Source organism: Ignavibacterium sp. (assembly GCF_025998815.1).
Classification (GTDB): domain Bacteria; phylum Bacteroidota; class Ignavibacteria; order Ignavibacteriales; family Ignavibacteriaceae; genus Ignavibacterium.
In genome coordinates this window covers 3,344,018-3,358,162 of record NZ_AP026678.1, presented here as the reverse complement: position 1 = coordinate 3,358,162, position 14,145 = coordinate 3,344,018, and the positions used below count along the sequence as shown (strand labels likewise).

The 14,145-nt window shown below is 33.7% G+C and carries 12 protein-coding genes; 9 read left to right on the top strand and 3 right to left on the bottom strand.

What is annotated here, in order from left to right; all coding sequences use genetic code 11:
* Positions 1-18: 18 nt before the first annotated feature.
* The gene (locus Q0X14_RS14620) at positions 19-783 is read right to left on the bottom strand and encodes a T9SS type A sorting domain-containing protein (protein WP_297840208.1); all 765 of its coding nucleotides are present in this window, start codon (positions 781-783) and stop codon (positions 19-21) included.
* Between the two features lie 261 nt (positions 784-1,044).
* Here Q0X14_RS14620 and Q0X14_RS14615 point away from each other — a divergent pair, with 261 nt between their 5' ends.
* The 9 genes from Q0X14_RS14615 (at position 1,045) to Q0X14_RS14575 (ending at position 10,376) form a co-directional block, all read left to right on the top strand.
* Positions 1,045-2,079, top strand: coding sequence for a glycosyltransferase (locus tag Q0X14_RS14615; protein WP_297840205.1), 1,035 nt, complete (start codon positions 1,045-1,047; stop codon positions 2,077-2,079).
* Positions 2,070-2,900, top strand: a complete 831-nt coding sequence (locus Q0X14_RS14610) for a class I SAM-dependent methyltransferase (RefSeq protein WP_297840202.1) — start codon at positions 2,070-2,072, stop codon at positions 2,898-2,900. Before Q0X14_RS14615 ends, Q0X14_RS14610 begins: the two co-directional genes overlap by 10 nt.
* Positions 2,901-2,941: 41 nt before the next feature.
* The gene (cdd, locus tag Q0X14_RS14605; protein WP_297840199.1) at positions 2,942-3,343 is read left to right on the top strand and encodes a cytidine deaminase; all 402 of its coding nucleotides are present in this window, start codon (positions 2,942-2,944) and stop codon (positions 3,341-3,343) included.
* A gap of 5 nt (positions 3,344-3,348) precedes the next feature.
* On the top strand, positions 3,349-3,918 hold the full coding sequence (locus Q0X14_RS14600; RefSeq protein ID WP_297840196.1) for a thymidine kinase: 570 nt from the start codon (positions 3,349-3,351) through the stop codon (positions 3,916-3,918).
* Positions 3,919-3,932: 14 nt separating this feature from the next.
* Positions 3,933-5,288 carry a nucleoside transporter C-terminal domain-containing protein gene (locus tag Q0X14_RS14595; RefSeq protein ID WP_366522814.1) on the top strand — a complete coding sequence of 452 codons (1,356 nt, stop codon included), beginning with the start codon at positions 3,933-3,935 and terminating at the stop codon, positions 5,286-5,288.
* A 3-nt stretch (positions 5,289-5,291) separates the two neighbouring features.
* Complete coding sequence (locus Q0X14_RS14590; RefSeq protein ID WP_297840190.1) at positions 5,292-6,116, top strand: purine-nucleoside phosphorylase; 825 nt, start codon at positions 5,292-5,294, stop codon at positions 6,114-6,116.
* A 206-nt stretch (positions 6,117-6,322) separates the two neighbouring features.
* Positions 6,323-8,254, top strand: coding sequence for a protein translocase subunit SecD (gene secD, locus Q0X14_RS14585; protein WP_297840188.1), 1,932 nt, complete (start codon positions 6,323-6,325; stop codon positions 8,252-8,254).
* A gap of 24 nt (positions 8,255-8,278) precedes the next feature.
* Positions 8,279-9,421, top strand: coding sequence for a protein translocase subunit SecF (secF, locus tag Q0X14_RS14580; RefSeq protein WP_297840186.1), 1,143 nt, complete (start codon positions 8,279-8,281; stop codon positions 9,419-9,421).
* A 127-nt stretch (positions 9,422-9,548) separates the two neighbouring features.
* Positions 9,549-10,376, top strand: coding sequence for a phosphatase PAP2 family protein (locus Q0X14_RS14575; RefSeq protein WP_297840183.1), 828 nt, complete (start codon positions 9,549-9,551; stop codon positions 10,374-10,376).
* A gap of 35 nt (positions 10,377-10,411) precedes the next feature.
* Here the strand turns inward: Q0X14_RS14575 and Q0X14_RS14570 are convergent, their stop codons facing one another.
* Positions 10,412-11,560 carry a phosphodiester glycosidase family protein gene (locus Q0X14_RS14570; protein WP_297840181.1) on the bottom strand — a complete coding sequence of 383 codons (1,149 nt, stop codon included), beginning with the start codon at positions 11,558-11,560 and terminating at the stop codon, positions 10,412-10,414.
* 23 nt (positions 11,561-11,583) lie between these two features.
* A complete protein-coding gene (locus Q0X14_RS14565; RefSeq protein WP_297840179.1) occupies positions 11,584-14,145 on the bottom strand; it encodes a SpoIIE family protein phosphatase in 2,562 nt (853 codons plus the stop codon).

Genomic DNA, 14,145 nt, shown 5'->3' with positions numbered 1-14,145 from the left:
TTCCTTAATTTTAGTTAACTATTTGACTAGAATCATTTTTTTTACATCAACAAAGTCACCGGCTGAAAGCTTATAATAATAAATTCCATTTGAAAGATCAGAAGCATTAAATTCAACACTGTGAATACCTGGCTCTTTGAATTCATTGACAAGTATAGCTACTTCATTACCTAACACATCGAAAACTGTTAAATTAACTGACTGCTTTGTGTTTATTGAATATTGAATAACAGTCGAAGGATTAAATGGATTTGGATAATTCTGCTTTAGTGAAAATTCCCCTGGTAAGTGAGATAAGGATTGGGATTTAACTAAATTTTCAATTGGCGGGCCTCCGCCGCCCATATGAATTCCATCAATAACTGTTAATTTATTAGGATATATTGGATTTCCAACGCAAAAGTTTATCGTTTCATAAACCAAATTAATCTCTACATAATCCCGATTGTTTACCTTAAAAAAATCACTCCAATAATACCAAGGGGCATACTGTCCTAACCAAGTATTTGTGCGACTCACTGTAACACCGTTAACCTTGACATAAAGGCTGCAGGCATACCATACCCATCCCCCGTATTCGCATGGAGCAACAATGTTATAGGCATTAATTTCCAAATTATAAGAACCATTAACGTAAAAACTGCAAGATTCAATGCCAGTAGAACCATTTGCTTCAACAGTACAATTTAAACCGTATGGCTGTGCTGTTAAGATTCTACTTACGAAAAAAAGAATCAGAAAGAAAAACATTAGGAATTTCCTTTGCTCTGAAAATATTTTCATTTCAGCTCCTCTTGTGATTGAAGATAGTTAGTTAATTAATTTTTGGATAAGTAAGTATTAAACATTCACTAAAAATTTTAATTGAGCGGTATCGAACCAGAGGAAATTTCTGATTTGATTAACGCCTGAATATTCTCTTTTAAATTCTGCCCGATTTTTCCTGCCAAAACTTAAAACATTTTTAGATAACTTCGCAATAGTCTAATGAAAAATTTTTTTATGGTTCTACTGACAATAATCTTACCAATATGTTTAGTGTTAATGACATCTTTAATCCTTATAGGACTCAAGAGAGTTTTTCAACAGACTCCAGGAACCACTACTTCATTTCAAAACATTTCTATAATAATTCCATTCAAAAACGAACAAGAGAACATTTCTGATTTGTTGAATGCATTAAAGAATCTTGATTACCCTTCGGATAAATACGAAGTGATTTTTGTTGATGATAATTCTTCGGACGATTCAACAAAGTTACTGAACCAAAATTTGATTGATAACTATAAAGTTGTTTTTGCATCAGATAAAAAATATCCGGGCAAGAAAGGTGTAATTGATATTGGAATACAAAATTCAAAGTTTGATATAATTGCAATTACTGATGCGGATTGTGAACCTGAATCGAATTGGCTAAAATCAATATCAAACAAAATTGATGATGGGAATGATATTGTGTTTGGCTATTCACCACTTAGAAAAGGAAAAAGTCTGATTAGCAAAATTTCGTCATACGAAAATTTCAGAAATTATATTTTATATTTTTCATCTGTAGGGTTCGGAATTCCTTATTCAGCAACTTCAAGAAGTATTGCTTTCATAAAAGAAGTTTATTACAGATTAAATGGCTATTCAAAAACACTTGAAACTCTGAGCGGCGATGATGATTTATTTTTAAGGGAAGCAGTAAAACAAAAATTGAAGATAGCGACTTTCAGAAATGGGAATGATCTTGTTCATTCTAAAGCTTCAAAATCTTTCAAAGAATATTTTAACAGAAAAAGCAGGCATCTGAAAACTTCACATCATTATCTTCTGAAGCATAAGATTATGCTTGCATTCTGGCATTCAGTAAATATTTTCTCTTTATACTCAATCTTGCTGATTCCATTTTCAAATTGGTTCCTGTTCCCTTTCGTCATAAAGATGATTCTGGATATTGTAGCTACACAAACTGTTCAATCAAAATTAACAAGAGATTTTAAGTGGAATGAAATCCTCTATCTCCAACCGGTTTATGAAACACTTTTAATTGTAAATTTTATCAATTCAGTTTTCAGAAAGGATAAATGGAAATAATTAAAACTCTACCTGTTTGGTTGGATAAAACTCATCCCAATTTTATAAGATGGGAAAGAGCTCGCAATATTTCGGTTGAGCGAGGCAAATTTGTTAAGTTAATTCTTGAGCAGCATTGCGAACTTCGCAATTTAACGATTCTTGATCTTGGCAGTGGTGAAGGTGGAACTTCGAAAGTTTTATCTGATAATAATTTTGTCATTAGTACTGATATAAATCTTTTTCGGCTGAGAAGACAAAAAGAAAATTTCAGATTAAGAAAATCATTTCAGGCAAACGCAATCGAACTTCCATTCGCTGATTCAACTTTTGATTTAGTGATTATTCAGGATGTGATTGAACATATTGAAAATCTCCATCAGCTTTATAAAGAAGTAGTCAGAGTATTAAAAGCTGATGGGATGATTTATTTAAGTACTCCAAACCGACTTTCAATTATAAATTTTATTTCTGATCCTCATTGGGGAACTCCAATTATTTCAATTCTTAACAGAAAACTTTTAAGAAAATATTTTATCAGATATTTCAGGAAGTCTGAGTTTAACAGAAAAGACATTCCACAACTTCTCTCACTTAAAAGATTGTGGAATTTGTTTTCTGATAGATTTGAAATTAGAATAATGACTAATTTTTCAGTTGATGAATTATTCAGAGAAAACAAAGGAATTGTGTGGAGTGATTTTCATCTTAGTCTCATTAATTTACTGAAGCGAATTAAAGCTGATAAAATTGTTAGAAGAATAAGCAATAACAATTACGGATTTGTAAATAAATATCTTACTCCAACTTTCTACTTAGTAATGAAAAAGAAATGTGTTTAGTTTGAATTCAATAACTGTTAAAATATTTTTGGAACACAATTATGGATTACAAGTTACTCGTTCAAAAAGCAATTGAAGCCAAACAAAATGCTTACGCACCATATTCCAATTTCAGAGTTGGTGCTGCATTATTAACCGATGATGACCAAATAATAACTGGTTGTAATGTAGAAGTAAGTTCTTACAGTCTTACAATTTGTGCAGAAAGAAATGCAATCTTTCAGGCATATTCAGACGGAAGAAAAAAATTTAAAGCAATAGCTGTTGCAGCAGATACAAAAAACTATATCTCGCCTTGCGGAGCTTGCCGACAAGTAATTTCAGACCTCTGCGGAAATATTGATGTAATACTTATAAATGGAAATAATGAATATCAGGTTTTGAAAGCAAATGATTTACTTCCGTTTGCGTTCAGCGATAAAGAATTAAATAACAGGAAATAAATTTTATGGAACCTCACGCAATACCTAACGGAACCGGTTGGATTGAAGTAATTGCCGGTTGTATGTTCTCAGGGAAAACAGAAGAATTAATAAAACGACTTAAGCGCGCGCAAATTGCCAAACAAAAGTTAAAAATCTTTAAACCAGAAATTGATATTCGATACTCCTCTGATTCAATTGTCTCGCACAGCGAGCAATCAATGCCATCTGCATTGGTTAAAGATTCAAAAGAAATTCTCACTCTTTCTGAAGATGCTCAGGTAATCGGAATTGATGAAGCTCAATTTTTTTCAAATGATTTGGTTGATGTTTGTATCGAGCTTGCAAATAAAGGTAAGCGAGTAATTGTTGCCGGACTTGATCAGGATTATCGTGGGATTCCTTTCGAACCAATGCCTCAATTATTAGCAGTTGCAGAATACATAACAAAGCTTCACGCTATTTGTGTTGTTTGTGGAAATCCCGCAAATAAAACTCAACGAAAAGTTGCAGTAAAAGACAGAGTTGTTGTCGGTGCTTCAGATGTTTATGAAGCACGATGCAGAAAATGTCATTACATTCCTGAAGAATCATAGAGAAAAATATTATGATAGTAGAATCATTATTTCGCGGCATCATCGGAATTTTTGTTTTGATTGGAATTGCTTTCCTTCTTTCAAATAATAAAAAGAAAATTAGCTGGAGGTTGGTAATTGCAGGATTATCAATTCAATTAGTCTTTGCTCTTTTTATTCTTAAAGGTGAAGAGCTTAGAAAATTTTTCTTCATTCTTGGTTGGCCCAAAGATTTTTTCAATGGAGTTAGCTACATATTTGTCCTGATACTTAATTTCACAACAGAAGGAGCGAAATTTGTTTTCGGAAATCTTGCTCTGGCTCCTGGCTCAGAAAATTCTCTGGGATTTTTCTTCGCATTTCAGGTTTTGCCTACAATAATTTTCTTTGCATCGTTGATGTCCATTCTCTACTATCTCGGAGTAATGCAACGAATTGTTCAGGCAATGGCATGGGTAATGGCAAAGTTGATGGGCACAAGTGGTGCCGAATCACTTTCCTGTACTGCCAATATTTTCGTCGGACAGACAGAAGCACCTTTGATGATTAAACCGTACATCGAAAAGATGACCAAAAGTGAAATTCTAACTGTTATGGTTGGTGGAATGGCTACGATTGCTGGTGGAGTTATGGCAGCTTACATACAAATTCTTGGAAGTGCTTATTCGGTTTCTCACGGAATTCCTTTAATCGAAGCGCAAAAATTATTTGCCACACAACTTCTTGGTGCAAGTGTTATGGCAGCTCCCGCTGCAATGGTTATTGCCAAGATTTTGTTCCCCGAAACATCAGAACCATTAACCAAAGGTACAGTAAAAGTTGAAGTTGAAAAGACCGCAGGAAATATTATTGAAGCTGCGGCAAATGGTGCTGGCGACGGACTTAAACTTGCTCTGAATGTTGGTGCAATGCTTATTGCTTTCATCGCTTTGATTGCTTTGATTAATTATCTGCTTAACGGTTTAGGAGATATTGTCGGAATTAATGAATATCTAAAAACTACTTTTGGAAGCCCGTTAAGTTTTCAACTTATAATTGGGTTGATTCTTCAGGTTGTAGCATTTGGAATTGGTGTCCCCTGGCACGATGCTCTTACTTTCGGAAGCTTATTGGGAACAAAGATTGTTCTCAATGAATTTGTTGCTTATTCCGAAATGGGAACATTAATTGAAACAGGTAAACTTGTTACCGATAAATCTATTCTTATGCTTACTTATGCGTTATGTGGATTTGCAAATTTCAGTTCGATAGCAATTCAGATTGGAGGACTTGGTCCGATTGCACCAAGCAGAAAATCAGATATTGCTGCTCTGGGAATTAAAGCTGTAATTGGTGGTGTTATGGCAACATTAATGACTGCTACTTTAGCCGGACTTTTCTTCGCAGGTTGATGAATGAGAATAAATCTCAATCTTAAGTACGAATCACTGATTAAATTCTTTGCAAATGAAAATCTGCCATCACCTGATATTGCAATAGTTCTTGGCAGTGGACTCGGTGATTTTGCAAATCGTTTGGAGTCAAAAAAAGTCTATCGCACTTCCGAATTGCCTGGTTATCCTCCATCAACAATAGTTGGGCACGAAGGGAAAATTCACATCTCTGAAAAGTATGGTAAGAATGTTTTATTATTTCAGGGAAGAATTCATTTTTACGAAGGATATAAAATAAGTGAATGTGTACTACCGGTTTTCATCGCCCACAAATTAGGATGTAAGAAAATAATCTTAACCAATGCTTCCGGTGGAATTAATCCAAATTTTGCTCCCGGTGATTTAATGCTCGCAAATTCGCTTAACGGAATTTTCATCAAGAAAGAACTTACTCACTTGATTGGATTAAGTTCTCTTGAAGCAAAAAATTTTTTATTAACTCTTGAGCAAAATTCATTAACTAAATTGATTAAAATTGCTGCCAATGAAGTTGGAGTTGATATTAAACAAGGCACTTACATTTATGCTAAAGGTCCGTCATACGAAACTCCAGCCGAAATTCAATTCTTCAAAAAGTTTGGAGCTGATGCAGTTGGAATGTCAACCGTTCACGAAGCAATTTTTTCAACTTACCTTGGAATGGAAACAGCAGTGATTTCCTGCATCACAAATCTTGCAGCAGGAATTTCAGATAAAAAGCTGTCACACGCTGAAGTGACGGAAACTGCAGAAAAAGTAAAAGAAAAATTTTCGCTGCTGCTCGAAAGTGTAATTAAATCAATTTAATTTCGGATACATAATTTTTCTGAAAATTCCTCACTTGTCAAAATATAAAGGGAAGTGATATTTAACAGAAAACCTTACTTTAGCTCTATTTTATGCATTTCTAATGATTATTACACATCAATTTAATTGACTTTTGCTGCCTCATGGTTTAAGTTTGACAGCTAATTATTTAGAAACTCCTAATCAGAAACAAAAAAACAGGTGTTATGAAAGAGTACAGATTCAGGATAATAATAATTCTTGCTGCAATTGCTCTTAGTATTTATCTGTTATATCCAACCTATTTGGATTATCAGAACAACAAACACATTCAAAGTGTTGTTGAACAGAAAAAGCAGGAAATCCTTAAACAAAACCCTCAAATTTCCAAAAGTGATTTGGAAGAATTACTCACAATAGTTGAAGACAGCATCAAACAATCCGATCCTTCAATTGTTGAAAACAGACTAAAAAGATTAAAACTCGGACTTGATTTGCAAGGCGGTATGCGTGTCGTACTTGAAGTGAACACTGCAAAACTTCTTGAAAAACTTGCAAATAATCCCGATCAGGTTTTCAATTCTACTCTTGCTGAAGCAAAAAAAGAAGCTGAAACATCCGATGAATCAGTTGTTGAAATTATTGCACGAAAACTTCAGCAGAAAGGAATAAGATTAAGCAGATACTTTGGTACCGTAAGACAGGATGATGCAGAAATTATCGCTCAGTTGAAAAAAGATTCTGAAGATGCTGTAACCCGTGCAATGGAAATCATCAGAAACAGAGTTGACCAATACGGTGTTTCTGAACCATCAATTCAAAGACAGGGTTCACGAAGAATTATTGTTGAATTACCCGGCATAGCCAAAGAAGAAGAAGCTAAACAACTTTTACAAGGAACTGCTTTACTCGAATTCCGTTTGGTTAAAGATCCTGATTTCACTTATCAGATAATGGAAAGAATTGATAAAGCTTTGGCAAAAGTATTAGCAGCCGGTAACGATTCTTTATTAGCAGAATTATCAGACACGACAAAAAAAGCCGACACAACTGCTGCAGCCGATACAACTCAAAAACAATTGACTGAAGAAGAATTCAGACAGCAGCATCCTTTCTTTTCTGTGGCTTTACTCGATCCGCAAGGCAGAAGCGCCGATGCATTTGTGAAAGAAGATGACAGAAATAAAATTCAGAGATGGTTATCATTACCCGAAGTAAAAAAAGAAATTCCTGATAATGTTGAGTTTGTTTTCTCCGCAAAACCTGTAAGTACAACTCAGGATGGTAAAAAAGTTTATTTTATGTACCTGGTGAACAGACAACCTGAATTAACAGGTGGAGTAGTTACAAATGCAGTCGCAACACTTGACCCAAACAGTTCAGCACCAATTGTTAATATGGAAATGAATTCAGAAGGTGCTGTTGAATGGGCAAGAATTACCGGAGCTAATATCGGAAAAAGAATTGCAATAATGCTTGACGGAAAAGTTTTTTCTGCTCCTGTTGTAAGAGGAAAGATACCCGGTGGAAGATCTCAGATTGAAGGTATGGAAAATCTTGATGAAGCAAAGTTGTTAGAAATTGTCCTTAAAGCTGGTGCGCTCCCTGCACCTGTTGATGTAATTGAAGAAAGAATAGTTGGACCTTCTCTAGGTGAAGATTCTGTACAAGGAGGATTAAACTCTGCATTATTCGGATATCTTGCAGTTGCAGTATTTATGATTATTTACTACAGACAATCAGGTTCAATTGCTGCTGCAGTTTTAATTCTCACTATACTTTTTATACTCAGTGTTTTAGCAGGATTCAAAGCAACACTTACATTACCTGGTATTGCTGGTATCGTGTTGACAATCGGAATGGCGGTGGATGCTAATGTACTTATTTTCGAAAGAATGAGAGAGGAATTAGCAACCGGAAAAACGCTCAAGGCATCAATTGACAGTGGTTTTTCAAAAGCTATGTCTGCGATTATTGACTCAAATATTACAACATTCTTTACAGGAATAATTCTCTATCAGTTTGGAACCGGACCTGTACAAGGATTTGCACTTACGCTTATGATTGGTATTGCTTCAACATTATTCAGTGCATTGGTTATTTCCAGATTAATTTTTGATTATCTCGCATCGAAAGGTGCAAAAATCTCTATCGGTTAATTAGATTAAGGAGTTTATAGTTCAATGAGAATATTTCATAATTTAAATGTCAATTGGATGGGAATGCGAAAAACATTCTACATCGTTTCATTAGTGTTATTCCTTATCGGAATGCTGAATGTAGTATTTCGCGGACTTGTGTTCGGAATAGATTTCAAAGGTGGTAGTGAAATCGTACTTCAATTTGAAAAGCCGGTTGATGTAGCTAAGATTAGAAATGATCTTGCTAATATCGGACTTGGCGCAGTTGAAGTAAGAACATTTGGTGCTGAAACAGGAATACTTGTAAGAACAGAACTTCAGGAAATTCCAAAAGAAATTTATCCTAAAGTTGTTGAAAGAATCAGAGAAAATATTAATAAGATTATGCCAGGTGTTCCATATCAGATTGTTGATTCTACCATTAACTCAATTACAGTAGAATTCACTAATCCTGATACAACCAACACAATGATTGCAGAACTTTTTGCACAAGGTTTTCAGACAGGAAAAGTTTCTGAGGAGCTTGATAATAAACAAATGCTTGTAAGAGTTGGTATTGCTGACTGGATTAAAGAAGTCCTGCGCGAAAAAGTAAAAGACAATCCTTTTCAGGTTGTTAAGGAAGACAGAGTTGGGCCAAAAATCGGTGAAGAATTAAAAAGGGATGCTGTGCTTGCAGTGCTGCTTTCACTTGTTGTAATTCTTATCTATCTCGGTTTCAGGTTCAAGTTTATCTTTGCTGTTGGTGCTGTTACTGCACTTTTCCATGATGTTTTAATTACAGTTGGTTTATATGCAGTTCTTTATGGAGTAATTCCGGGATTAAATCTTGAAATTGATCTTCCTGTGGTTGCAGCATTTTTAACTCTTGTTGGTTACTCGATTAACGATACAGTAATTGTGTTTGATAGAATAAGAGAGAATATGAAAATTCATAAAACAATGCCTTTGGAAGAGTTAATAAATAAAAGCATCAATCAAACAATGAGCAGAACTATCATTACTGGTTTTACCACACTTCTTGCAGTATTCGTACTTTTTATTCTTGGTGGTGATGTTTTAAGAGCATTCTCTTTCACACTTTTATTCGGAATTATAATCGGAACATATTCATCAATATTTGTTGCATCTGCATTAGTTCTTGATTATGCTCAGAAAGCAAAGAAAAAAGTTCAATTCTCGTAAAAAATATTTTTAGTTTTGTAAAAGCCGGTGAAATATTTCATCGGCTTTTTTATTTTCTTTTCGAATTAGTTTTTCATACAAGTTTTATTAGAATATCTTTGCATCAAATCAGATAAAGTTTTGGATAATGAAATTTTTTCTAAGTGCACTAATAATTTTTAATATTTCTGTTTATAGTCAAATTATTGATTCAACGGTAAACTCTTCGCAGGATTTTCCAACATTAAATGATGATATTAAATCTTTTTTTAATACAGGTAAAAATATTTTTCAAGCACCTTCTAAGTTTGATAATAAAGATTGGATTACTTTTGGTTCTTTGATAGCACTTACTGCTTCTGCAACTTTATTGGATGAAGATAACCGAGAGTTTTGGTTAAATAATAAATCACAGACTCTGGATTACATTTCTGAATTTGGAAGAATCTATGGAGAAATTTCCTATGCAGGAATTTTTGCAGGTACTCTTTATTTTGGCGGAAGGATAACGAAGAACAAAGATTTAACTGTTACAGGAAGGATGCTAATCGAAGGTTTATTCTATGCTGGCGTTACTACAACTTTAATCAAATTTGTTTCAGGCAGAAGCAGACCATATAAAAATGACGGACATCTTGATTTCAGATTTTTTCAAACTACTAATGATTATACTTCATTTCCGTCCGGACATTCGACAGTAGCATTTACAACATCAACCATATTATCAGATAGAATTGATAACACTTATGCAACAATAGCGCTCTATTCATTTGCTCTTTCAACTGTATGGCAGAGAATGTACAGCGATAATCACTGGTTGTCTGATACAATTATGGGTGCTTTGATTGGTTATTTTATAGGAAAAGCAGTAATCAAATTTGATGACTCTTCCGAAACTACTGATAAAGCAAAATCTAATCCTGACTTGATTGACTCAAATTATTACGAAATTTTCAGCTTAAAATATTCATTCTGAACAGTGCAAAAAGTTTCATAACATTTTGAAAAATTTTACTCTCTTACAATCATCAAACAATTCCCAACAAGTCTTTCGCCCGTCAGGTCAGAAGGACTGTTAACAACTTTATCATTTATAATTAAAGTTGTAGAACCACCTCCATCGAGATTTAATCCAAAGTGAATACCTTCAGTAATCATCAGATTTGAGAATTCAAGAAGCGTCATTCCTCTGCTCATTTGCTGTCTTCCATCAACAGTAATAAAGTATAAGGTTCTTTTATCCGATGAAAATCCTATTCCACTTCTTGGGTGACGCTGTTCGGAAAATTTTTCTGTTATTCCTTCAATTGCCGGATTCCTCCTAATCATATTCATTCCATCTTTAACCAAAACAGGCCAGCCACCAACAAGAGACTTTATGTTTTTTACTTTTGGCGAAAAGTTATAAATAATTTTTAAAGTGTCACCAATTTTAATTTCTCTATCAAGATAGTATGCAAACTTATTATTTGCAGAAAGGATTATTCCCTGCGCAGGAATTTCATAATTTCTTAAAGTTGTTTTGGCAGTTGTAATGAAAATCAGTGTATCACCATTAGTCTGTAAAGGAAATAAAACGAAATCCACTACAAACCATTCTTTGGGAGAAACAGGAGTAATCTTACCTTGAAAATGATTATAAACAGTTATCGAATTACTATCTGCTTCCGAATTTACTCTTCTGATCTCCTCGACATTTCCATTTGGTAAAATTAAATTTCCACTAAATACAAACTGATCAATGAATAAATTATCTTCATTATCAGATGCAAATTGTGAGTTTGTAAATGAGTTAAAAGGAGAGTCAGAAAATTTAACTGCTTTTACAATTTCGCCGTTTGAAATCATATTGCTGATTATTTCTCCATCAGCTTCAAAAAAATCACCGTTGATTGCAGCTATCACATTAAATCCGGAGAGTTTATATCGCGAAACCATTTGACTTGTAGTTTCTTTGGTGTTCAGTAGTTCATTTGCTTTTACAGATCGGATTGTCAAATCAGGTTTTTTAATATCCACTTTCAGAATATTAATTACCAATGTGTCATTCTGATTGATAATTTTTTTATGAATGACTCCATCCGTAATCTGAGTTTCCTGAACATTTACCTGCGGGAAAATTGAAATGAAAGAAAAGACAAGAATAAATAATATCTTCATAGCTCTACCTCCTTTTATTAAAATTAATTTTTAACTTTTACAATCACCATTGTCATATCATCGTGTTGCTCTGCTTTACCTCTGAATTGAATTATTTCTTTCTCTATTTCATCCATAATTGAAGTGGAATGCAGATGATTATTCTCAGAGAAAATTTTCATTAATCTTTCTTCGCCGAACAATTCATCGTTTTCATTCATAGCTTCAGTAACTCCGTCAGAGAAAAATGAAAACAGTTGTCCACTCTTTAATTCTATTTCCGACTCTTCCAAATGTTTATCAAACAGTGAACCTTTATCAAGCCCGAGCGCAATTCCATTAGTTCTTAAAAGTCGTGTTCCTTCATCGTCGTGGATTAAAACAGGTAAATGTCCGGCGCGACATAATTTTACTTTCATTTTTTCTATATCAAACAAAGCGAGAGTTAATGTTATGAACGAACCCGGCTCAAGAGAATTATACAATAATTTATTTGCTTCAATCAGAATTTCACGAGGAGAACTTCCCTCTTTGCAATATAGTTGAATTATAGTTTGCAACTTAGCCATATAAAGTGAAGCCGAAAGCCCTTTTCCCGAAACATCACCAACTGCTACGAATATTTTGTTTTCTCCAATTGGTATTAAATCATAGTAATCACCACCAACATGCATTGCTGGTAACATTATTCCGCAAATATCAAGTCCATTCAAATTCGGGACGCAGGAAGGTAAAAGTCCTTTTTGAATATTTCTTGCAAGCTCAAGGTCGTGCTCAATTTTTTGTTTTTCAACTTCGCTTTGATATAAGCGGGCATTCTCGATTGCGATGGCTAACTGATTCGCTGCAGCATAAAGAAGTTCAATATCTTTTCCGGAAAACTGTGAGCCGGAATGTTTCAGACCAAACAATAAAGCGCCAATAACTTTTGATTTTACAATCAAAGGAATTATTGTAAAAATTTCTTCTTCAGTCAGCGTTTCAGATTTTTCTCCAAACATTTGATTAAAATTTTCTCTGCTTATCTCAGGGTACTCTTTGATTTCAAGACTAGAATAGTAAAAATTCCAAATAGAATTTTTATCCAGCTCGCAATCAGTATGACTAAGACCATGATGTCTGACAAGTTTTAGAATATCAGATTTATCATCATTCAATAAGATTGCAAATTTCTTAAGCTTAAGTGAACCAACAAAAGTATTCAGTGTCAGATTTAGAATTTTTTCCTTTCCAACCACTGTAGAAATTTCATTACTGAATTTTATCAACACATTCTGAAAAGCGAATTGCTCCGGATAAAATTTTTCAGTTAAAAATTTTAATGCTTTTTCTTTAGTTGATTGAAATCTTATCGCAAAAATCATAAAGAGAACTATTGCAATGATTCCTTCGTTGCCAAATCCAATAAGACTACTTAAGCTTTGTCCTAAACCATAAATAGATAAGAAGTAAATCGCAACTACGGTGGCTGTAGCAACACTATAAAAAATAGTATTCTTAACAACTTCACTAACATCGAGAAGATGATATTTGAAGATTGCATAAGCAAAAATCATCGGAACAAGTATTAGCAAAATCACCGGGAAATAATACTCAGGAGAGTTGAAAATTGTATCTGCTAAAGCCGGTGCTATTGTAGCTAAATAAATCTGAACTGCAAGCGCAAATACAAAAGAAAAAATTATCAGCAAAATTGGTTTTCTCTTATGCTTATCTTCCTCTTTTAAGAATAGTACAACTAAGGTAATTCCTGCTGTAATATTCGTAATGGTATTAACAATTGCGGTAAGATTCTGATATTTTCTGAAATCCATTAGAATTCGTAGATCAAGATTCCAGAATTCTACTATAAGTGACATTGAATAAAGAAACAGTAGTGATGGCAGAATAATGAATAAGGCTTTTACCCACTTATTCTGAGCAAATTCAATTGGCTTGAAAAAATTCCAGATGAAATAAAGAAATGTAAATGGCAGCGCAGAAGCTCCTATTGAAGCTAATATATAAACTATTAAACTTCCGATTGGATAGGTCTGAACAATTTCGAACAGACTAATATTTTGCGGAAAGAAATTGAAAAATGTTGTTAATACAAATGTAATGGAAAGAAGGTAGAATAATCTTTGTTGTCTGCCGTCTGGTTTGACTGAATAAACCATAAATCCAATGAGCAACCAGATAAGTGCACTTATGTTAAAAGTTAGAGCACCAAAGTTTAAGAGCTTTTTGATTTTTACTTTTGTGTTAAGAATTGTTCCATCAGGTTTTTTAACAACATAATCAGCATAATCACCGCTTTTTACAGTATTCAAAACAATCTGAGCCTGCTGATCATTTAATACATTATAATTATTTATGCTTATAAGTTGATCGCCATCTCTTATTCCGGCTTCCCAACTTACTCCACCCACTTTAACTTTAGTGAAATAATACGCAACACTATCCTGATTTACTTTTTTACCCAGCCACAGACATTCATCATTTGAAGTAACATTTATATTAAACGAAACATAAATATTTATAACTTCCAGAAACAATAAAATTATTGTCAGTAATCCTACTAATCTAACTCTGTTTCTGAAAAAGAAAGTCCTTAATTTATTCAT